Source organism: Bacillus sp. 3a (assembly GCF_017161885.1).
GTDB lineage: Bacteria > Bacillota > Bacilli > Bacillales > Bacillaceae > Bacillus > Bacillus safensis.
The window spans coordinates 688,707-709,104 of sequence record NZ_CP067376.1; the positions used below are offsets into that span (position 1 = coordinate 688,707).

The 20,398-nt window shown below is 44.5% G+C and carries 19 protein-coding genes; 18 read left to right on the forward strand and 1 reads right to left on the reverse strand.

The window, feature by feature from the left end:
• The first annotated feature begins 17 nt into the window (after nucleotides 1–17).
• The 8 genes from srtB (at nucleotide 18) to cydC (ending at nucleotide 10,060) form a co-directional block, all read left to right on the forward strand.
• Entirely contained in the window at nucleotides 18–770 is a 753-nt protein-coding gene (gene srtB, locus JJ692_RS03305; RefSeq protein ID WP_151039661.1) for a class B sortase, read from the forward strand.
• A gap of 18 nt (nucleotides 771–788) precedes the next feature.
• On the forward strand, nucleotides 789–1,727 hold the full coding sequence (locus JJ692_RS03310) for an ABC transporter substrate-binding protein (RefSeq protein ID WP_206534222.1): 939 nt from the start codon (nucleotides 789–791) through the stop codon (nucleotides 1,725–1,727).
• A complete protein-coding gene (locus JJ692_RS03315) occupies nucleotides 1,724–2,737 on the forward strand; it encodes a FecCD family ABC transporter permease (protein ID WP_185853943.1) in 1,014 nt (337 codons plus the stop codon). The genes JJ692_RS03310 and JJ692_RS03315 overlap by 4 nt, the downstream gene beginning before the upstream one ends.
• 7 nt (nucleotides 2,738–2,744) lie before the next feature.
• Nucleotides 2,745–3,860, forward strand: a complete 1,116-nt coding sequence (gene isdG / locus JJ692_RS19100) for a heme oxygenase (RefSeq protein ID WP_270128139.1) — start codon at nucleotides 2,745–2,747, stop codon at nucleotides 3,858–3,860.
• A gap of 322 nt (nucleotides 3,861–4,182) precedes the next feature.
• The gene (locus tag JJ692_RS03325; RefSeq protein ID WP_041087626.1) at nucleotides 4,183–5,598 is read left to right on the forward strand and encodes a cytochrome ubiquinol oxidase subunit I; all 1,416 of its coding nucleotides are present in this window, start codon (nucleotides 4,183–4,185) and stop codon (nucleotides 5,596–5,598) included.
• Complete coding sequence (cydB, locus tag JJ692_RS03330) at nucleotides 5,585–6,601, forward strand: cytochrome d ubiquinol oxidase subunit II (protein ID WP_151862770.1); 1,017 nt, start codon at nucleotides 5,585–5,587, stop codon at nucleotides 6,599–6,601. Before JJ692_RS03325 ends, cydB begins: the two co-directional genes overlap by 14 nt.
• Nucleotides 6,601–8,337, forward strand: a complete 1,737-nt coding sequence (cydD, locus tag JJ692_RS03335) for a thiol reductant ABC exporter subunit CydD (protein WP_206534224.1) — start codon at nucleotides 6,601–6,603, stop codon at nucleotides 8,335–8,337. The genes cydB and cydD overlap by 1 nt, the downstream gene beginning before the upstream one ends.
• A complete protein-coding gene (gene cydC / locus JJ692_RS03340; protein ID WP_206534225.1) occupies nucleotides 8,327–10,060 on the forward strand; it encodes a thiol reductant ABC exporter subunit CydC in 1,734 nt (577 codons plus the stop codon). The genes cydD and cydC overlap by 11 nt, the downstream gene beginning before the upstream one ends.
• Nucleotides 10,061–10,117: 57 nt before the next feature.
• Here cydC and JJ692_RS03345 read toward each other — a convergent pair whose 3' ends face one another.
• Nucleotides 10,118–11,128, reverse strand: coding sequence for a pectate lyase family protein (locus JJ692_RS03345; RefSeq protein WP_481747509.1), 1,011 nt, complete (start codon nucleotides 11,126–11,128; stop codon nucleotides 10,118–10,120).
• A 488-nt stretch (nucleotides 11,129–11,616) separates the two neighbouring features.
• Between JJ692_RS03345 and sigY the strand changes: the two genes are divergently transcribed.
• The 10 genes from sigY (at nucleotide 11,617) to JJ692_RS03390 (ending at nucleotide 20,308) form a co-directional block, all read left to right on the forward strand.
• On the forward strand, nucleotides 11,617–12,150 hold the full coding sequence (gene sigY, locus JJ692_RS03350) for an RNA polymerase sigma factor SigY (RefSeq protein WP_024427501.1): 534 nt from the start codon (nucleotides 11,617–11,619) through the stop codon (nucleotides 12,148–12,150).
• Nucleotides 12,147–12,458: a YxlC family protein gene (locus tag JJ692_RS03355; RefSeq protein ID WP_024427500.1), complete on the forward strand. Its 312-nt coding sequence runs from the start codon at nucleotides 12,147–12,149 to the stop codon at nucleotides 12,456–12,458. The genes sigY and JJ692_RS03355 overlap by 4 nt, the downstream gene beginning before the upstream one ends.
• Nucleotides 12,455–12,667 (forward strand): hypothetical protein, encoded by a 213-nt coding sequence (locus JJ692_RS03360; RefSeq protein ID WP_024423874.1) that lies wholly within the window; start codon nucleotides 12,455–12,457, stop codon nucleotides 12,665–12,667. Before JJ692_RS03355 ends, JJ692_RS03360 begins: the two co-directional genes overlap by 4 nt.
• 311 nt (nucleotides 12,668–12,978) lie before the next feature.
• A complete protein-coding gene (gdhA, locus tag JJ692_RS03365) occupies nucleotides 12,979–14,349 on the forward strand; it encodes an NADP-specific glutamate dehydrogenase (RefSeq protein ID WP_024423873.1) in 1,371 nt (456 codons plus the stop codon).
• Nucleotides 14,350–14,431: 82 nt separating this feature from the next.
• Nucleotides 14,432–14,545: a hypothetical protein gene (locus JJ692_RS18905; RefSeq protein WP_223251037.1), complete on the forward strand. Its 114-nt coding sequence runs from the start codon at nucleotides 14,432–14,434 to the stop codon at nucleotides 14,543–14,545.
• A 349-nt stretch (nucleotides 14,546–14,894) separates the two neighbouring features.
• On the forward strand, nucleotides 14,895–16,838 hold the full coding sequence (locus JJ692_RS03370) for a BglG family transcription antiterminator (RefSeq protein WP_206534227.1): 1,944 nt from the start codon (nucleotides 14,895–14,897) through the stop codon (nucleotides 16,836–16,838).
• A gap of 122 nt (nucleotides 16,839–16,960) precedes the next feature.
• Complete coding sequence (locus JJ692_RS03375; protein WP_024423869.1) at nucleotides 16,961–17,266, forward strand: PTS sugar transporter subunit IIB; 306 nt, start codon at nucleotides 16,961–16,963, stop codon at nucleotides 17,264–17,266.
• Nucleotides 17,267–17,280: 14 nt separating this feature from the next.
• On the forward strand, nucleotides 17,281–18,630 hold the full coding sequence (celB, locus tag JJ692_RS03380) for a PTS cellobiose transporter subunit IIC (protein WP_024423868.1): 1,350 nt from the start codon (nucleotides 17,281–17,283) through the stop codon (nucleotides 18,628–18,630).
• Between the two features lie 26 nt (nucleotides 18,631–18,656).
• The gene (locus JJ692_RS03385; RefSeq protein ID WP_024427495.1) at nucleotides 18,657–18,983 is read left to right on the forward strand and encodes a PTS lactose/cellobiose transporter subunit IIA; all 327 of its coding nucleotides are present in this window, start codon (nucleotides 18,657–18,659) and stop codon (nucleotides 18,981–18,983) included.
• The gene (locus JJ692_RS03390; RefSeq protein WP_073207892.1) at nucleotides 18,980–20,308 is read left to right on the forward strand and encodes a 6-phospho-beta-glucosidase; all 1,329 of its coding nucleotides are present in this window, start codon (nucleotides 18,980–18,982) and stop codon (nucleotides 20,306–20,308) included. The genes JJ692_RS03385 and JJ692_RS03390 overlap by 4 nt, the downstream gene beginning before the upstream one ends.
• Nucleotides 20,309–20,398: the final 90 nt, after the last annotated feature.

The following is a 20,398-nucleotide window of genomic DNA, read 5'->3' on the forward strand; positions in this document are numbered from 1 at the left end:
AAAGCAGGTGAGACAGTGTGAAACGAGGAAAACGGCTTTGGCAGCGGATGCTGACGATCGTTTGTTTAGGCGTATTGATTTATAGCGGGACAGCCATCGGCTTCGAACTTTTCGGTTATTATCAAAATCGCCAGGTGCTTGCAAAGGCACAGACGATGTATGGATATGAAGAAGATATGACTGAAAAACGGGAGCAGGGAAAGATCCGTTCGTCATTTGATGAGCTGCGGAAGGTGAATGAGGACATTGTCGGCTGGATCAATATGAAAGACACGATGATTCAGTATCCGATTGTTCAATCTCACGATAATGCGTTCTACTTAACTCGCAATTATTTAAAAAACGACACCCGGGCAGGCAGTATCTTTATGGATTATCGTAATGATGTCCTGCATGAAAGCCCAAATACAGTGGTGTATGGCCATCGGATGAGGGATGGATCCATGTTCGCTGGACTCACAAACTATCTAAAAAAAGATTTCTTCCAAGAGCACCGGACATTTCAGTACGATACGCTGTATCAAAGCTATGAAGCGGAGATTTTTGCTTTGTATGAAACGACGGTTGACTTTGACTATATTCAAACCGATTTTCAAGATCTTGGCGAATATGCGCACTACTTGCAAGCTGTGCGGAAGAAATCAATCTATCAAACGAAAACAGACGTGTCCACAGATGACCTCATCCTCACCTTATCGACCTGTGATCATGTGCTAGCACCTAAAAGCGGGCGTCTCGTGGTACAGGCAAAGCTAAAGGAAGTTTACTAGAAAAGGAGAGACAGACGGTTGAAATTTTCACATGTGATCTTAGCGGGACTCGTCATGATGCTTCTCCTCGGCGGATGCAGTCAGGCAGCACCTGTAGAGAAAGGGAGCGGGCAAGGAGCGCTGAAGATAAAGGATTTTACCGGAAGAACGCTGTCGTTTGATGAATCCCCTCAGCGTATCGTCGCATTGTCGACCGGGGACATGAGTATTCTGTACGCTTTAGGCGGTGAGGCGGTCGGCCGGCCAACCGCCGAGTTACCAGACAGCTTACAAAAGGCAAAGTCCGTACAAACGATTGGCACAACGCATCAATTTGATGTAGAGCTAATCACAAGCTTAAAGCCTGATGTGGTGCTTGGAAATGAACAATTAAACAGCAAGGACATCTCTACAATAGAAGGAATTGATTCACAGCTTCTTTTGACAAGCGCCAATTCAGTGAAGGACATCCAGCGTCAAATCTCGCTATTTGGGGAGTTGCTTGGGAAGCAGCAAAAGGCTAAAGCACTCAATGATCAAATTGATGAGCGGAAAAAGCAAGTCAAGCAGCCTAAGAAAAAAGTGAAAACACTCGTTGTGTACGGTGCACCCGGCACATATATGGCGGCACTTCCCCAATCCTTGAGCGGAGATTTGCTGCACATCGCCGGGGGCGCAAACATCGCTGAGAATGAACCGGCACTCGAAAAATTTCCTCAATACGCCCAAATCAATGCAGAAAAGGTGATCGAAGCCGATCCCGATCTCATTCTGCTCATGACACACAGCAATCCTGACGATGTGAAAGCGGGCTTTATGAGTGAAATGAAACAGAATGCAGCATGGCACGACGTATCAGCTGTCAAGAATGGCCGCGTGGAGATTCTGCCTAGTGATTTATTCGGGACGAACCCAGGCGCAGACGTTATAAAGGCGATTGATGAACTAGAGAAGAGATTGAAGCGATTGTCATCATGAAGGTGAATGCAGAGTTAGATTTTCAAAAAAGACAGTCGAGACGAAGATGGCTGATACCGGGACTGCTTTTCTCGCTAGGTGTGGGCATATGTCTAGGGCTTGCATTAGGTTCTGTTCAATTATCGCTGCCAGATTTGATCGCTGCTTTGACGGGATCAGGCCAGCCAGTCCATGAAAAAATCGTCATGGATTTACGTCTGCCTCGCGTTCTCATAGGTTTCATCGTCGGAGCCTGTCTTGCAGCATCAGGGGCCATTTTACAAGGAGTCGTCCGAAATCCACTCGCTGACCCCGGGATCATCGGTGTGACTGCTGGCGGTGGGTTAGCTGCTGTACTCAGCATGATTGTGTTTCCTCAATTCACATATCTGCTTCCAGCGGCTGCCTTCCTAGGGGCTTTATTAGCGGCACTTGTTGTGTATATATTGTCGTTCGATCAAGGGGTTTCACCACTGAAATTGATTCTGGCGGGTGTGGCAGTTAATGCCCTGCTTGGTGCAGTCATGAATGGATTTATGGTGCTTTATAGTGAGCGTGTGCAGGCCGTTCTGCCTTTTTTATCAGGAGGATTAAATGGACGGAGCTGGCATCATCTGAGCTTTGTGTCACCTTATGCGATTGCTGGATTGTGTCTTTGTTTTTTTGCGATCAAGCCAGCAAATCTTCTTTTGCTTGGTGATGAGTCAGCACAGCTGCTCGGCCTTAGAGTCGAGCGAACCCGATTTTTCTTAATTGCACTTGCGGCGCTTTTGGCGGGTGCAGCTGTAAGCGTGAGCGGTTTAATTGGATTTGTCGGTCTTGTCGTCCCTCATTTTATCCGCCTTTTAATTGGAGATGACTACCGTTACCTGCTGCCGATCTCAATGCTTGGCGGCGGCGTACTTGTGGTCTTTGCTGATACAGCAGCACGGGTATGGTTTACACCGGTTGAACTGCCTGTTGGTATTCTGCTTGCTTGTATTGGTGCACCTTTCTTCCTCTATTTATTAAAAAAGAAAGGGAGGGGTTAAGTTGGATGTGATTGCGATGGATGACGTGAGCCTCAGTCAAGGAGGCTTTCGATTGTCGTCTATTTCAGCAGTTGTGCCTAAAGGAAGTGTAACAGGAATTATTGGACCGAATGGGTCAGGGAAGTCGACGTTTATTAAAGCGGCCGCACGCCTTACGTCGATTGAAAGCGGCATGATTTATATTCACGATATACCGCAAAAAGAAATGACAGCACAGGAGATTGCACAGGAAATCGCCGTTCTGATGCAGACGAGAACGGCCATCCCATCGATGACAGTACGTGAGCTGGTCGCACTTGGACGAAGTCCGCATCGTTCGATCTGGAAAAAGAGCTCGAAGACAGATCAGGAAGCGATAGAGTGGGCGCTTGATGTGACAAATAGCCGCGTGAATGAAAACAGGATGCTGCATACATTGTCAGGCGGAGAGAGACAGAAGGCGTATATTGCCATGGCACTGGCTCAGAAGACAGAGACGATTATTCTGGATGAGCCTACCACTTACTTAGATATTGCGCATCAGCTTGATTTACTGGAGCTGCTCAAACAGCTGAATGAAACGCATGGGATCACCATTTTAATGGTTCTTCATGACCTGCAGCAGGCAGCAAAATATTGTGACCGCCTGATTGCAATGAAGCGTGGTCAGGTTTACCAAATAGGGACACCAAAGGAAGTATTAACAGAAAACTTTTTTAAAGAGGTCTTTGGGATTCAGGCAGAGGTTCACCTAGATGGAGAGCATCCGCTCATTATCCCAATCGCTTCGATCCAACAACAAAAGGGAGATGAATCAAACATGATCATTGTAAACAACCAGGTTAGAGTAGAAAAAGGCAGTGCAGACCACCTCGTCAAGCGTTTTAACAAGCAGGGACAAGTAGAATTCATGGAAGGATTTTTAGGCATGGAGGTCTGGGTCACACAGCAGACAACCGATTACGATGAAGTGACTATTCATACCCGCTGGAATCGAAAAGAAGACTTTGTGAACTGGACAAAATCTCAGGCATTTGGTGATGCACACGCTCATGGAAAAGCGAAACCTGAAGGCCTATTAAAAAACAAAATTACGTACTATGAAGTCCAAGTGACAAGACCTGCTTTACAGAAAAAAGCTTAAAATAGAAACAAAGCGCTGCGGCTCACATGCAGCGCTATTTTTTTGCAGTTGTTTATTTCCCGTCACATATTCTTGACAAAGTATTCAAACAACTGACACAATACCATCCAAATTTTAGGTAAAATTTACTTTATTTTTGAAGCGTATGGGTGTAAAGTACAGGTATAAATAACTAACCGAATGAAAATCAAGAGTAAAATTTCACCGAGTGAACCATTTCAAATGGACTTTTATTTGTGAAACATTGAACAAATAGTGAACATTTTGTGAAATGGTGAGCATGAATCGTTCGGCATGTAAAAGTAAGGGAGGATGTAAGGCTGTGAGTGAGCTGTTTTTAGCAAGATTTCAATTTGCTTCAACGACATTATTTCATTTTATTTTTGTTCCTATGTCAATAGGTTTGGTGTTTATCGTCGCATTGATGCAGACCCTTTATGTCGTCAAGAAAAAAGACATCTATAAAAAGATGGCGAAGTTTTGGGGTCACCTGTTCTTACTTAACTTTGCAGTAGGTGTGGTAACAGGGATTCTGCAGGAATTCCAGTTTGGGATGAACTGGTCAGATTATTCAAGGTTTGTCGGTGATGTCTTTGGTGCACCGCTTGCCATTGAAGCGCTTTTGGCCTTTTTCCTTGAATCTACATTTATTGGACTTTGGATATTCGGCTGGGATCGTCTGCCGAAGAAAATTCATTTATTGTGCATTTGGCTTGTTTCCCTTGGTACGATCTTTTCGGCGTTTTGGATTTTACTCGCCAACTCATTTATGCAGGAGCCAGTTGGATTTGCCATTAAAAATGGCCGTGCAGAAATGAATGATTTTGGCGCTCTTGTGACGAACCCGCAGCTTTGGGTTGAGTTCCCGCACGTTCTGTTTGGTGCGCTGGCAACAGGAGCTTTCTTTATTGCAGGAGTTAGTGCCTATAAAATGATCAAAAAACAAGAAATTGCCTTTTTCAAAAAATCATTCCAGATTGCAATGGTCCTCGCTTTAATTTCTGGTTTAGGTGTGGCGTTCTCTGGACATGATCAAGCGAAGCATTTAATGAAATCACAGCCAATGAAGATGGCAGCAAGTGAAGCCCTGTGGAAGGATAGTGGAGATCCAGCGGCTTGGACACTTTTTGCCAACATTGACACAGATAAAAAAGAAAACTCTGCGGAGATCAATATTCCGTTTGCCTTAAGTTATTTGGCTTATCAGAAGTTCAGTGGAGATGTTCCGGGCATGCTGACACTTCAAAAAGAATATGAAGCCAAGTTTGGCCCTGGAGACTACATTCCACCAGTGAAAACAACATTCTGGAGCTTTAGGATCATGGTCGGTGCCGGCATGCTGATGATTTTTGCTAGTATGATTGGCTTATACTTAAGCTTTAGAAAGAAACTCGAAACAAACAAATGGTATTTACGCTTCATGGTATGGATGATTGCGTTCCCGTTTATTGCGAACTCAGCCGGCTGGATCATGACTGAGATCGGGCGTCAGCCGTGGACCGTCTTTGGTATGATGACGACGGCTCAATCGATTTCACCGAACGTATCGTATGGCATGCTGTTATTCTCAGTCATTAGCTTTACGGCGATGTATCTGATTCTTGCTATTGTGCTCGCCTACTTATTCATTCGAGAAATTAAAAAAGGTGCACATTCTGAAGAAGATACAGATCAAAAGGATGAAACGGACCTGTCTACAGATCCATTTGATGGAGGCGCATATCATGGCATATCTTAACGAGATTTGGTTTATTCTTGTCGCAGTATTGTTTGTTGGTTTTTTCTTCTTAGAAGGATTTGATTTTGGTGTCGGGATGTCCATGCAGCTGCTTGGAAAGGACGCGCACGAGCGCCGCATTTTAATCAATACGATTGGTCCTTTCTGGGATGCGAATGAGGTCTGGCTGATTACAGCTGGCGGTGCTATTTTCGCTGCATTTCCTCACTGGTATGCCACGATGTTCAGCGGATACTATATTCCGTTTGCGGTTCTTCTCTTAGCGCTCATTGGGCGCGGGGTCGCCTTTGAATTCCGAGGGAAGGTTGAGAAAGCCTCTTGGATTAAGGCGTGGGACTGGGTGATCTTCTTTGGCAGTCTGCTTCCGCCGTTTTTGCTCGGTGTGTTATTCACGAGTATTTTACGCGGGATGCCAATTGATCAAGACATGAACATGTACGCTGGATTTACGGACTTTGTGAATCTTTACTCTGTGATCGGCGGGTTAGCTGTGACGGTTCTTTGCCTGCTGCATGGCTTGATTTTTGTCACACTTCGTACAGAAGGTGACTTAAGAGATCGTGCAAGAACACTGGGCCAGCGTGTCCTGCTCATTGCCCTCCCTGTTCTTGTTATTTTTGTCGGTGTGTCCATCATTGAAACAGACATTTATACCGTACGCCCGATCATCACCATTCCGTTAACTGTGCTGATTGTGGTTTGTTATATAGCTGCCCTTGTTTTGATGAGAAAAGAACGTGATGGCTGGACATTCTTATTTACAGGAGCAGGCATCATGGTGACGGTGGCCATGCTGTTCACTGCATTGTTCCCGCGCGTCATGATTAGTTCAATCAGCCATTCGTTTGATCTCACAATTCAAAACGCTGCATCTGGATCTTATTCACTGACGGTCATGACGATTGTTGCCGTTTCTTTGCTGCCCTTTGTGCTTGGGTATCAAATTTGGAGCTATTACGTCTTCCGTAAACGTGTAAGCGGTAAGGAGCCAATGACCTACTAATGGATAAACGTTTGCTTCAATTAAAAGGAATGAGAGGGCTCCTTGCCCTCTTAGGTATTGTGTCACTCATCCAAGGAGCAAGTATTATTTTCCAAGCACAGTGGCTGGCACATGCCATTACAACGCTGTTTGACGGGAAAAGCCTCTCGCAGGCAACGCCTTACGTCCTGCTGTTTCTTGCTGCCTTTGTTGTGCGGCACGGTCTCACCTTGATTCGGGAGAAGGTCATGTTTACCTACTCTTCCCGAATTGGAGCAGACGTCAGAAAGCAGCTGCTAGACCAACTCTTTCGATTAGGGCCTGCCTTTGTAAAGAAAAAAGGGACAGGAAAGCTTGTCACATTAGCAATGGAAGGAATTGCTCAATACCGTCAGTATTTACAGCTGTTTTTGCCGAAAATGGTGAACATGGCAGTGATTCCGGCGATGGTCCTTATCTATGTGTGGACATTAGATGAAACATCAGCCGTCATTTTAATTGTGACGCTGCCAATTTTAATTATTTTTATGATTTTGCTAGGCCTTGTTGCTCAGCGTAAAGCGGCCAAACAATGGAGATCGTATGAGAAATTATCCAATCATTTTACTGACTCTCTCCGCGGCCTTGAGACGCTTCGTTACTTAGGGATCAGCAAAAAACACTCCCGTAATATTGCGGAGGTGTCAAAGCGATATCGAAAAGCGACCATGAGTACGCTGAAGGTCGCCTTTCTGTCATCGTTTGCCCTCGATTTCTTTTCCATGCTATCGATTGCAACCGTCGCTGTTTTTCTTGGCTTACGTTTAATTGAAGGAGAGCTTCTGTTATTGCCGGCTTTGACGGCGCTTATGCTGGCACCGGAGTATTTCCTGCCGGTACGTGAAGTGGGAAATGATTATCATGCGACGTTAAATGGAAAAGAAGCGAATGAAGCGATGCAGGTCATTTTAGAAGAAAAAGGCTTCCGCGCTCAGGAGACACAATCTGTGCAGCTGAAAAAGTGGGATGAACAATCCGTGCTCACGCTGCAAGATGTTTGTGTTCAGCATGATGAACATGCCCCTTATTCCATTCAGGATGTAGATCTCACTGTCAAAGGGAAGAAAAAAATCGGCATCATTGGTGCCAGTGGTTCAGGGAAATCGACATTAACCGATGTCCTCGGCGGCTTTGTTGAACCGTCTTCAGGTCAAATTACGCTAAACGGCCAGCCGCTTGTTCATTTACAGATGAACGAATGGCAAAAGGAAGTTGTCTATATGCCGCAGCATCCCTATTTATTTCACATGACATTAAGAGAAAACATTCGTTTTTATGAACCGAATGCTACAGACGAAGAAGTGGAAAGAGCTGTGCATGAGGCTGGCTTATCTCAGCTGGTTACGCAGCTGCCAAATGGACTGGATGAGGTCATTGGAGAACAGGGAAGAGAGCTAAGCGGCGGACAGGCGCAAAGAATTGCGCTTGCTCGAACTGTGCTGGGCCAGCGATCCATTATGCTGTTAGATGAACCAACGGCGCATCTCGATATTGAAACAGAGTATGAACTGAAGAAAACAATGCTTCCACTGTTTGAACATAAACTTGTGTTCTTAGCGACACACAGGCTCCATTGGATGCCGGACATGGATGAAATCATTGTCATGGATCAAGGAACCGTCGCAGAAATGGGGACACATGAATCATTAATGCAAAGAAAAGGCGTGTATTATCAATTGGTACAGGAGCAAATGGGGGCGGTCACACATGGTCAGTAAAGGCTGGTTTATACTTTATATCAAGGAGAATCAAAAGCTGTTTGCCTTGGTTTTATTTTTAGGAGCCATTGCGGTATTCTCTGCTTCTATGCTGATGTACACGTCTGGATTTCTCATTTCAAAAGCTGCGACAAGACCTGAGAATATACTCATGGTCTACGTCCCAATCGTGGCTGTACGTACCTTTGGTATTTCGCGCTCTGCTGCCCGCTACGCAGAAAGGCTGGCAAGTCATCAGCTCATTTTGACAATGATTGAAAAAATGCGTGTACGCCTCTATGACATGGCTGAACGAAGTGCCAAACAGACAAAGCTGGGGACAGGTGAAATGCTTGGTCTCTTGTCAGATGATGTGGAGAGATTGCAGGACGCTTATTTAAAAACCATCTTTCCATCTATCGGTGCACTGCTTTTATATGCCGCATCCATTGGAGCACTTGGCCTTTTCTCATGGCCTTTTGCTGGACTGATGCTGCTTTATATGGCACTTCTCGTATTCGTTTTCCCATACGTCACAGTGCTTGTGAACCGGGCAAGACAAATTCAAATGAAAAAAGGCAGAAATGAACTGTACAGCCATTTAACAGATGCAGTCATGGGCGTTAGTGACTGGCTGTTCAGCGGCAGGCAGAAAGATTTTGTGGATGGATATGAACAGAAAGAAGCACAGCTGTTAGCACTTGAAGCAGCGAAACACCGATTTATCCGTGTGCGTCAATTTTTGGCACAGCTCTTGATTGGAGGAGCTGTCGTGCTTGTTGTGTATTGGAGCGGCTCGGTCGTTCAGTCAGGATCCATGTCACACACACTGATTGCAGCCTTTGTACTTGTGCTGTTTCCATTAACAGAAGCCTTTCTTCCGCTGTCAGATGCGGCAGGTGATATTCCCGTCTACCAGCATGCTGTCAGCAGATTGCATCATTATGAAAAGCAGTCATATGAAGGAGAAGCTGAGAGCAAGGCAGTGGATCAATCAGCCCTTTCTCACGATGAAGCTGTCTGTTTTGATCAAGTGTCCTTTCGGTATGACACGCATCAATATGTCCTTCAAGACCTGTCCTTTTCTCTGAAGCAAGGGGAATCACTCGCGCTTTTAGGAAAAAGCGGTGCAGGCAAATCGACCATTTTAAAATTGTTAGAAGGGGCAGTCGTTCCAAATCAAGGAGCGGTCAGCATTCAAGGGAAATCGGTTCAAAGCATTCAAGAGAAGGTGTCTGCCTATGTGTCTGTGCTCAATCAACAGCCTTATTTATTTGATACGTCTGTTTTAAACAATATTCGTTTAGGATCTCCAGAGGCGACAGAAGAGCAGGTGAAAGAAGCAGCTAGACAAGTGCAGCTGCATGATTACATTGAGTCTTTGCCAGAAGGTTATCACACAGGTGTTCAGGAGACAGGGGTTCGATTTTCAGGTGGAGAAAGACAGCGTATGGCGTTAGCTCGGATATTGCTGCAGGACACGCCGGTAGTTGTATTAGATGAACCGACCGTCGGGCTTGATCCGCGGACAGAGCGTGAATTACTTGAAACCATCTTCCGTGTGTTAAAAGGAAAAACAGTTATTTGGATTACCCATCACCTGACTGGCTGTGAGGCATGTGACCGCATCATGTTTATTGAAGACGGGCGCATTGAGATGCAGGGTCAGCATCAGGATTTACTGAAAGAAAACCCGCGCTATCAAAAATTGTATGAGATGGATCGTCCGTTTTCTACTATCTAAATAAATGACATGACAAGAACGTTCGGACAGGAAATCTCTGCCCGAACGTTTTGTGGTTTAAGGGTTTACTTTTCCAACACCGGCATTTGATACAACTTCTGATTTCACATTGTTCACGTTAAGCAAAGAGTAGTTATAAGGAGGGTTATACGTACCTGTTGAAGACGTAGGCAGACTGCCTGTGCTGTTAATATACGAGTTGTTGATGACATGCCATGTACCAACTTGACGGCTGTCCCAGCTGCCGATCGCATTGTTCGTATTTTCAAATACGTTGTGTTCAATTCTCATCTTCGCGCCCATACGCGAGTTGATCGCTGTCGTTTGGATGCCTTTATAGTAGTTGTTATAAACATGACCTTCCCCATAGCGCATAGATGGTACACGAGAGTTTAGATTTTCAAAGCGGTTGTTGTGGAATGTGATTTTCCGGTTGTAGTTGTCGTTATCAGAGCTGCCCATGAGCATTGTTTTCCAGCTGTCATGAACATAGTTCCATGAGAAGGTAATATAATCGGAATCATTTTTTACATCAAATAAACCATCATAATCATCTTTACCAGAGTTTAATGTATTGTACAGTTCATTGTGGTCAACCCATACGTTTTTAGCACCGCCTTCAATCCCGATGGCATCTTTGTCACCGATTTTGCTGTGGTGGATTTTCAAGTTGCGGATGATGATATTATTGGCACGCCATACTTTAATGCCAATCCCATTCAATTCGCCGTTCGTCCCTTTACCGACGATCGAGACATTATTCGTATCTTTCACATCGATTTTATTGGCTGATGTATTAGAAGGGGTAATCGTCCCGTCTACAACAATTTTTAATTTTTCGTTTGTTCCTTTATTTTTGAGGGCAGCCAATAGTTCATTTCCAGTTTTGACTGTGACGGTTTTACCGCCTTCACCGCCTGTTGTGCCGCCATTTAATGTGGAGAAGCCTTGTTGATTAAAGTTGGCCATAATAGAAGGACTTTCTGGATATTTGGCTGCTGCCTTTGCCTCCCCGTTTGGTGCAAATAACGAAGTGACGAGGCCAACAGCTAATACACCGGCTAACATTGGAACTTTTCTCTTCAAAGTCAACATCTCCATTCTATTTTATTTTAATGAAAACGTTTCCAAAATAAGCTGTGATTCAACCAATCCTCCTTCCTTCACAAGCATTGCTTCTTTCGGAATGTAGGATGAGCATAGCATGCAAAAAGGTATCATCGGCTAAGGATAGGCGCAGCGTATTCCATGATTTTCTAGGAAGCTAAGCCAATGATTATTTCATTTTCATCTTCATGAGATAAGGACCATTGTCGATAGGTATGAGGATGACATCTTGATTATGGAGAGGAGGCTCTCCGTTTCGTAGAAAATCAAGATGATTACGAACGCATCATTTTGTTAGAGAAGAAGGAATGCCATAATCATTACATAAGAAAAAATTGGATATAAAACGAGAATCATAGAAGATATGCTAAAAAATAAGGTCCATTTTAAACGATATTGTCATCCGTGTCGTCTCATGAGTAAGAGAAGAAAAGGAAGGAGGGGTGTGTTTGGAGCAGACAGAAGAGACATTATTGATTCAGCGGGCAAAACAGGGAGATGATGCCGCGTTTACAGCCCTTTATCGGCATCATTATTCCTTTCTTTACCGATATATGTTGAAGCTCACCCTTCAACAAGAGCTGGCAGAGGAAATCATGCAAGAAACGATGCTGAAAGCGTATATGAAACTTTCTTCATTTAGAGGAGATGCCTTATTTTCAACCTGGCTCATTTCGATTGCATCTAGGCAATTTTTAGATCACCAGAAGAAAAGAAAACGTGAACAAATGAGAGAAGGAAAAGCGAATCAGGAAGCCATACGCCGCTTTAAATGGGACGTTCAGCAAAAGGGGAACACATGGCATGACATGTGGGATGCTTTAAATGAATTAAAGGCTCAGGAGAGAGCCCCGATTATTCTCCACTATTATTATGGATTTACCTACCCAGAAATAGCTTTAATGCTCGGAATGAGAGAAGGCACTGTGAAATCGAGGGTCCATCATGGATTAAAGAAAATTCGAAAGGAGTGGGATTTATGAAGGAAGATCGTTTGACCGAACGTTTAAAAGAAGAGCTTAAGCAGCTAGACGAACAAATTGAAGTGGAAAAGCCAAGTGAGCTGGCTGTCATGATGATGCTGAAACAGGCGAAGGAACAAGAGAAAAGGCGTTTTAAACAAGAAGTGCTGGCATACATTCTGATCAGTTTGACCATTCTGGCACTCTTTGCAGCTGCCATTACCCATCTGCCTATCATCTTCATTCTTCTCCAAATAGTGAGCGTCCCCATCTGCTTTGTTGTTGGCTACAAGGAATATCAACATATCAAAGGAGGGTCTTCCTTATGAGTCAGACGGAAATGATCATCTTATTGTGCGTCTTGCCGTTATTGTTTGCACAGGGCTTTCTTTTATTTATGGATGCAAAGAAAAGAGGGCGTTACAAGTGGTTCTGGGGCATTGTCGGTCTCATTAACTTTCCATCGTCTTCTATTTTGTATTGGCTTTGTGTCGTGTTACCTGATCGAAAAAGAGGCGGGAAGCCCCGAAAAGATTGAGTGCATCCGATCAAACTTTTGACCCTTTTTTCGTTGGAAAACGAGCTAGAAATTTATCATGATTCATGTATTTGTCAAAGAAAACGGGACGAGAAACATTCGCTTGTTCGTTTCTAGCACATTAGTCATTCCTTGAGCGCTTATTTTTAATGACAATCGCTGCGGCTGCTTGATCTATCTCAATTCGGCATCATTTTCATCTGTTATCAATATTGATCAGATTTTACAATTGGTGTTAAATTAGTCTCAATATGCGTTAGAAAATCTAACAATTAAATGTGTGAAGATATCTACAAGGAGGCAGATGCGACATGTTGACCTTAGATCGAGCAGCACAAACAGCACAAAGCTACATCCACCGTGTGTTAGAAGAGGTGGAAAAACGAAATCCCGGAGAAGAGGAATTCCAGCAAGCCGTAAAAGAAATTCTGGAATCACTCGTCCCAGTTTTTGCAAAGCATCCAGAGTATGAAAAACAAGGCATTTTAGAACGGCTCATTGAGCCTGAGCGGCTTGTGGTATTTCGAGTGCCATGGGTAGACGATGAGGGCAAAGTACAAGTCAATCGAGGATTTAGGGTTCAATTCAATAGTGCCATCGGTCCTTATAAAGGAGGCATTCGCTTTCATCCAACCGTCAATGCAAGCATTATCAAATTTTTAGGGTTTGAACAAATCTTTAAAAATGCACTGACTGGTATGCCGATTGGCGGAGGGAAAGGCGGATCGGATTTTGATCCTAAAGGGAAGTCTGATGGAGAAATCATGCGTTTCGTTCAAAGCTTTATGAGTGAACTCGGCCGATATATTGGACCTGATCAAGATGTGCCAGCAGGTGATATTGGTGTAGGAGCACGCGAAATTGGCTATATGTTCGGACAGTACAAGAAAATGCGCGGTGCTTATGAAGCGGGTGTACTCACGGGGAAAAGCCCTGGATTCGGAGGCAGCTTAGCGAGAAAAGAGGCAACAGGCTACGGACTGGTGTACTTCATGGAGGAAATGCTGAAAGCACATGGTCTTCAATTTGAAGGACGTTCCGTTGTTGTGTCGGGCTCAGGAAATGTGTCTATCTATGCAATGGAAAAGGTAATCGAATTAGGCGGTAAGGTTGTGGCTTGCAGTGATTCAAGCGGAGCGATTTATGATCCTCAAGGAATTTCGCTTGAGACCATCAAGCAGCTCAAGGAAGTCGAGAATCAGCGGATTGGGGCATACATAGACATTCACCCGCATGCTGAATTAATTGAAGATTGCGAACAAATTTGGTCCGTTCCTTGTGATATTGCGCTGCCATGTGCAACACAAAATGAAATATCAGAGGCGCATGCACAGCAGCTTGTGGCAAATGGTGTCATCGCTGTAGGAGAGGGAGCCAATATGCCATCCACTCTTAAGGCGGTCAAAGTATTTGAAGAGAATCGTATTTTGTTTGCGCCAGCAAAAGCGGCCAATGCTGGCGGAGTAGGTGTATCAGCACTGGAAATGGCACAAAACAGTGCAAGAATATCTTGGACATTTGAAGAAGTAGATGCTCAGCTGAAACAAATGATGCAGTCTATTTATCGTCAGTGTACAGAGACAGCAGACGAATATGGACACTCAGGGAACATCATGGTTGGAGCAAATATTGCAGGATTTCGTAAAGTGGCAGATGCCATGATCGCACAAGGCGTGATTTAACTCCTGCTCTCCCGCACCTGTTTATTTCATGACAAGATGGGGAATCGTCTTTTAAGGATGACAATAAGGAGGCGCGGGAGAAATGAAAAAATGGCTGAAACAAATTGTCAAATGGGCACCTGTGATTTATCCATTGGTGAGAAAAATATATAAAGAGCGAAAAGCATCTAAACGTCGTAACGTATCAGCCGGATAATCCGGCTTTTTTTATGCAAACATACAGAGCCTGTGTACAGGGACATTTGATCATGCAGCAGGTACGCATGAAAAAAGATTGGTTGTCTTTACCCAGCTGATTTCTTCATAAAGAAGGCGGGTACACGATGGTGTACGCCTTTTTTTTCGTGGTTTTCGCAAGTATCTTTCAAAAAGATTCATAGGACATTAGATATGGTTAGTTGTATAAATAGGGGCATTTGTCATATATATGAGTTGGCAATTTTTATTTCTTTTCAGTAGAATATGAGTAATGAAGAGAACTGCAAGCGTATACAACTTGTCCAGACAAGGCAGATTCTCCACCCCTACATAAGGAGGCCGATCTGATGCTGAGTAAAAGACTGGCGCACATCTTAAGTCAGCTCATGGCAGCTGAGACCCCGCTCACAAGCGCTGCACTTTCTGCCAGTTTACAAGTGACAAGCCGCACCATTCGTACAGACATCAAAGAACTGAACGACCGTCTTGCCCCTTATCAAGCAGCTGTAACAGCTGTTAGAGGAGCCGGCTATGAGCTGCTGATCAACGATGAGAATGCCTTTCGCCGTTTTATGAAGGAGGAGGTCGAGCAGGAAGAGCCGCTTGCTGTGCTGCCAGAGGAGCGTGTTCGGTTTATTTTAAAAAGGCTTCTTTTGGCAGAATCCTATGTGAAGCTGGAGGATTTACAGGAGCAGCTGTTTATTAGTAAATCAACGATGAGCAACGATGTGAAATCGGTCAAACGTAAGCTGGAGCCCTTTGGTCTGAAGCTGGAAGCGAAGCCGGGCAAAGGCTGCCGAATCAAGGGATCAGAGATGAAAATCCGTTATTGTATGTCAGAATATTTATTCAATGAATGTCGTTCTTATCAAACGATGATGAACACAGCTGTTACCATTTTGCCAAAGCATGAACTCGAATTGATTCAGAAAACAATGATCAATTATATCAATGAGGAAGGTATGAATCTATCAGACATTTGCATGAATAATTTAATCGTTCATGTCGCCATTGCCTGCAAACGAATTAGACACGGAAACTATGTATCTGTTCTTCCAGAGGAAATCAACGACATTCCGCGGGCAAAAGAATACAAGGTCGCTAAAAAAATGGTGGAGCGTCTAGAAGGGCTGCTGGATGTCTCATTTCCACAAGAGGAAATTGTCTATATCACCATTCATTTGCTAGGAACAGCCAAAATGGTACAGTCCTTTTCCTCGAGCGGTCAAAAACAAATAGTAGATGATGACACGAGCCGGCTTGTACAGCTCATGCTGAAGACTATTGATCAAAAACTGCAGCTTGATTTAGCCGGTGATACGGAACTAATGATTGGATTGAGTCTGCACTTAAAGCCTGCCATCAACCGATGTAAATATGGAATGAACTTAAGAAATCCGATGCTTGATGAAATAAAAGCGGGGTATCCCCTTGCTTTTGAAGCGGGGATTATCGCCAGCAGGGTTCTTGAAGAAGAGGAAGGGCTGAGTATTCATGAGAACGAAATTGGATATATGGCGCTTCATTTTGGTGCGGCTTTAGAGCGGAGGAAAATGGAGATCCCGCCGAAGCGGTGTCTCATTGTCTGTGCGTCTGGTGCAGGGAGTGCAAGGCTGCTGCAGGATCGTTTGCGGTCACAATTTGGATCAAAGCTGACCATTTTAGGAACAGCAGAGCTATATTCGCTTCCGCATGTCTCTTTGCATGCCTTGGATTTGATTATTACAACGATCCCAATTCATATGGATTTACCGGTTCCAGTCATTCAAGTGAACACCATTTTGGGAGGCGGTGATTTTTTAAAAATTGAAGAAGCCCTGACGAGTGAAACAAGGGTGACATTGGCCTCTCAATATATGAAAAAGGAATTGGTTTTTACAAAACGCGCCTTTCAAACAAAGGAAGAGGTCATCACCTTTTTAACGCAAAAAGTCATCGATATGGGCTTAGCGCCAGCTGAACTCACACCATCTGTCATGGAAAGAGAAGAGGCTGCCCCTACCTCTTTCGGACATTATACAGCGATTCCGCACCCGATGACGCCGCTGACAGATGAGACGTTTTGGGCGATATGTACATTAGAAAAACCAATCATTTGGGGAGAGAAAAAGGTTCAATTTGTCTGCCTGCTTTGTGTCGAAAAAGAGAATGCCAAAGATTTAAAAGGCATGTACCGCCTGCTGGGGGAGCTTGTGCATAATGTGAAATTCATTCAGCATCTGATCGCCTGTGATACATTTGAAGACATGCTTGATATCATGTATAAAAAGGCTCCATCGTACAAGAACTAACTGTGTGATACTAACTTTTTCCGCTTCCTAAAGGAAAAAGTATGGGTGTTTATGAAAGCGGTTTCATAATAAGATGAATGTGTAAAGAATAGCTTCACACTTTGAAAAGGGGGCGTTTACACATGAACATCTTATTGGTTTGCGCAGCAGGTATGTCTACAAGCTTACTTGTCACAAAAATGGAGAAAAGCGCACAAGAACAAGGAAAAGAATATCGTATTTGGGCAGTATCAGGAGATTCTGCGAAAAATCATATTGATCAAGCCGATGTGCTTTTATTAGGACCTCAGGTTCGATATTTATTACCGCAAATGAAAAAGCTCGGAGAAGAAAAAGGAATCCCAGTAGACGTGATTAATACTGTGCATTATGGCGTATGTAATGGCGCTGAGGTTTTAAAATCTGCTGAACAGTTAGTGAACGGATAAAGGGGGCGGAGGGGATGAATGGATTCAACCGATTTCTAGAAGAGAAGGTCATGCCGTTTGCAGGGAAGATTGCCGCTCAAAGACATTTACAAGCATTGCGTGACGGAATTGTTTTAACCATGCCTCTCATTATTGTCGGTTCACTGTTTCTCATTTTAGCCAACCTTCCGATCCCAGGATACAGCGATTTTATGGCAAGTATCTTCGGAGCAGAATGGGCCACGAAACTATCCTATCCTGTGAATGCAACCTTTGACATTATGGCACTTGTTGCGACCTTCGGGATTGCTTACAGGCTTGCTGAAAAGTATGCCGTTGATGCGCTATCATCTGGTGCGATCGCTGTTGCGGCTTTCCTTTTGGCTACACCATATCAAGTACCTTTTACACCTGAAGGCTCAACAGAAGCTATCCTAGTAGGCGGGGGAATTCCTGTCACACTGATGGGCAGTAAAGGTTTATTCGTTGCCATGATTATTGCCATGCTTTCAACCGAAATTTACCGCTTCATTGTACAGCGGAACATTGTGATTAAAATGCCTGATGGTGTACCGCCAGCAGTCAGTAAATCGTTTATTGCACTTATTCCAGGTTTTGTGGTCATCACCCTGATCTGGGTCGCTAGACTTGTGATTGAGATGACACCTTTTGAGAGTATTCATAATATCATCACGGTCTTAATTGGCACACCGCTATCGATTCTTGGTGGCAGCTTAGGCGGCAGTATCGTTGCGATGGGTGTGCAAATGCTCCTCTGGGCATGTGGTATTCACGGAGCCACCATTGTCGGCGGCGTCATGGGGCCAATTTGGCTCGGTGCAATGGATGAGAACCGTCTTGCATTCCAAGCAGGAGAAGTACTGCCGAATATTTTCACAGCGCAGTTCTTTGAAATCTTCATCAACGTCGGCGGAAGCGGCGCAACGCTTGCTTTGGTGCTGACCATGATCTTACGCGCCAGAAGTAAACAAATGAAACAGCTTGGCCGCCTTGCCATTGGGCCAGCCATCTTTAACATCAACGAACCGATCATTTTTGGAATGCCGATTGTCATGAACCCAATGCTCCTCATTCCGTTTATCCTTACGCCAATCATGATGATCATCACCACATATATCGGAATGAGCACAGGGCTTGTGGCAAAACCAGCCGGGATCGCTGTCCCATGGACCATGCCGCCAATCATTTCAGGCTATCTCGCCACAGGAGGCAAAATCTCTGGTGCTGTCATGCAGCTGATTAACCTTGCGCTGTCATTTGCTCTATACTACCCATTCTTTAGAATGTGGGATAAGCAGAAATTGAAAGAAGAAAGTGAGCTAGAAACAAAAGCATCAACTGATGAAAATGTCGTCAGCATGTAATAGAGGGAACAAGGGGGATGCGGCCGATGGAAATGGAACAAATTGTGTTTCAACTCATCCTGCACGGCGGAAATGGCAGAAGCTCCGCGATGGAGGCCATTACATGTGCAAAACAAGGAAACTTTGATGAGGCGAAGCAAAAATTGCAGGACGCACAAGACGCGTTAAATGAGGCGCATCACGCACAGACAGAGCTGATCCAAGGAGAAATCAGGGGCGAAAAGACGGATATTAGCCTCTTAATGATTCATGCGCAGGATCATCTCATGAACGCAATGACCGTCAAGGAGCTCGCAGCAGAAATCATCGAACTCCATGAAAAAATGAAGCAACTCGGAGGTGTCAATTCATGAAAGAAGGAATCAAAATTGTCACAATAGGCGGTGGATCGAGCTATACGCCTGAGCTCGTCGAAGGGTTTATTAAACGATATCATGAATTACCTGTAAAGGAATTATGGCTTGTGGATATTAAAGCGGGTCAGGAAAAGTTAAACATCGTGGGCGCTCTGGCGAAACGTATGGTTGAAAAAGCGGGTCTGCCGATTGAGGTACATCTGACTCTTGACCGCCGGGAAGCCTTGAAGGATGCAGATTTTGTGACGACACAATTTCGTGTAGGACTGCTGGAAGCACGGGCAAAGGATGAGAGAATACCGCTTAAATACGGCGTCATCGGTCAGGAAACGAACGGACCAGGCGGTTTATTTAAAGGCCTTCGGACCATCCCAGTCATTCTAGACATTGTGAAGGATATGGAAGAGCTTTGCCCAGACGCATGGCTTGTGAACTTTACAAATCCAGCCGGCATGGTCACAGAAGCTGTTTTACGCTACACGAATCTAAAAAAAGTGGTCGGTCTATGCAATGTGCCGATTGGGATCAAAATGGGGATTGCCAAAGCGCTTGATGTGGACGTTGAACGCATCGAGGTACAGTTTGCCGGTCTCAATCACATGGTCTATGGATTAGACGTATATTTAGACGGGGTCAGCATTATGGATCAAGTGCTAGATGAACTAGGAAATCCAAACAGCCAGTGGTCCATGAAAAACATTGAAGCGAAAAACTGGGAGCCTTCTTTTGTGAAAGGATTAGGGGTCATCCCATGTCCGTATCACCGCTATTACTATAAAACGAAAGATATGCTGGAAGAAGAGCAAAAGGCGGCTCAAGAGAAAGGAACACGAGCAGAGGTTGTACAGCAGGTCGAACAGGAATTATTTGAGCTCTATAAAGATCCTGATTTGTCGATTAAACCACCACAGCTCGAAAAAAGAGGCGGGGCCTATTACAGCGATGCGGCCTGTAACTTAATCAGCTCCATCTATAATGATAAGCACGACATCCAGCCAGTCAATACAGTGAACAGAGGGGCGATTGCCAGCATTCCGGCTGAATCAGCGGTTGAAGTAAATTGTATCATTACGAAGGATGGACCAAAACCAATCGCGATAGGTGATCTGCCTGTAGCTGTGAGAGGGCTCGTTCAACAAATCAAATCATTCGAGCGTGTGGCAGCAGAAGCGGCTGTGACAGGAGATTACGAGACAGCTCTTGTGGCGATGACCATCAACCCGCTCGTCCCATCTGACGACATTGCAAAGCAAATTTTAGACGAAATGCTCGAAGCGCATCGTGAGCATTTACCGCAATTCTTCAAATCAGTCAATGCTTAACACATAATGGCCCCTTCATGGGGTCATTTTTTATGATTGCCCCATATGGAAACTGGAGAAAGAAGTGTATGATTAGAAAAAACAGCATGT